Source organism: Pseudomonadota bacterium (assembly GCA_010028905.1).
Taxonomy (GTDB): Bacteria; Vulcanimicrobiota; Xenobia; order RGZZ01; family RGZZ01; genus RGZZ01.
The window spans coordinates 1-1,741 of the sequence record RGZZ01000729.1; the positions used below are offsets into that span (position 1 = coordinate 1).

Here is a 1,741-nt window from a genome sequence, read left to right on the forward strand (position 1 = left end):
CCCCTTCACCGTGCTGGTGCAAGACGTGAACGGCACCACGGTGAGCGGGGCGACCAACGCCATCACCATCGCGCTCGACCCCAGCACGCCCAACGGCGTGCAGCTGTTCGGCACCCTGCAGGTGAACGCGGTGAACGGCGTGGCGACCTTCAGCGACGTGCACGTCACGCCGGCCGGCGCCGGATTCGTGCTGGCGGCCAGCGCCACGGGCCTGACCGCAGACACGAGCGCCACCTTCGAGGTGAACCCGCTCGCGGCGGCCTTCGCCACCCTTCGCCGCGACTTCACCGAGGGCCGGGCCCAAAACCCTACGCTCTGGTTCAACGAAGACGTCGACACCTTGACCCACGGGCACTTCACGAACAGCGGCCACCTCGACCTGGTGGCCACCAACTCGAGCGGAACCGCCGTCACCGTGCTCCTGGGCAACGGCGATGGAACCTACCAGGCGCCCATATCGCTTCCCCTTGTCAATCAGCACCCGGTCGACGTCGTTGCCGCCGACTTCAACGGTGACGGCTTCGACGACCTGGCGGTCGGCTGCGACCACGGGTTTCCGGCCGCGGTCAACATCCTGCTGAGCAACGGCAACGGCACCTTCAAGGGGGTAACCACCGTCAGCACCTGGGTGCGCCCCACGGCCCTGGCCGTGGCAGACCTGGGTGACAAGCATCAGAGCCTGGTGATCGCCGGCCGCGACGGAAACCAGAGCGGCAACCCGCCCGACGCCTCGGTTCTCGTCTTGCGCGGCAACGGCGATGGCACCTTCGCCACCAACGCTCCGGTACTGACCTTCGCTCCCTACAGCGTGCGCGACGTGGTCGTCGGTCCGCTCACCCCGAGCGGCAACGTCGACATCGTCGCGGTGGGTCAGGGCGGCATCTCGGTGATGCTAGGCAACGGCGACACAACGTTTGCCGCCCCGATGAACTACGCGGTGACAGGCCTCTCCCCGGTCTGCGCCGCCCTGGCCCCCCAGCAACAGGGCGCGCCGCTCTCGCTCTACGTTGCCGACAGCGCCAAGCACGTCAGCGTGCTCGCAGGCAACGGTGACGGCACGTTCAATGCCCCGCAGAACCAGAGCATCCCTGGCAGCCCCAGCTTCAACATCGCCGTGGGCGATTTCGACGGCGACAAGGTCGCCGATGTGGTGGTCGGAACCCAGAGCGCCGGCGTGGGAAGCGTCGTCGTGGTGCAGGGAAACATCGCCAACGGCTTCAGCGGTCAGACACAGTCCATTCCCGCGTCTGGCCAGTCCGCGAAGTCGGTGGTGATGGCCGACCTCAACCAAGACGGCAAGGTCGATCTCGCCAGCCTGAGCGGTCGCACGGTCTCGTACCCAGGCGGTCCCTCCACCACCCATCCCCTGCTGGGGGGCGTGGTGAGCGTCTTCCTCAATCCCGTGAGCGGCCCGGCCAGCGTCGTCGTCCCCAGCGACACCAACGATCAGGCGAGCGCCGATCTCGATGGCGACGGCGCTCCGGAGATCGTGACCACCTACCCCGCCAACAGCCTGGTGAGCGTCTTGCACGGCAACACCGACGGCTCGTTCAGCGCGCTGGCGAACATCAGCCTGCCCGGCGCAGCCCCGTCCGGCGTCAAGGTCGGCGACTTCAACAACGACGGCAAGCCCGACCTGGCGGTCCAGCTGTCCCTCCAGAGCAAGGTCGCCGTGCTCCTCGGCAACGGCAATGGCACCTTCCAGGCGCCGCAGAACCTCAGCGTGCCCGTCTCGGGCAAC

The 1,741-nt window shown here is 67.9% G+C and carries 1 protein-coding gene; it reads left to right on the top strand.

Features of this window, described 5'->3' with window-relative positions; genetic code table 11:
- Positions 1 to 1,741: VCBS repeat-containing protein (locus tag EB084_24770; protein NDD31478.1), on the top strand; the 1,741-nt coding region annotated here is incomplete at both ends.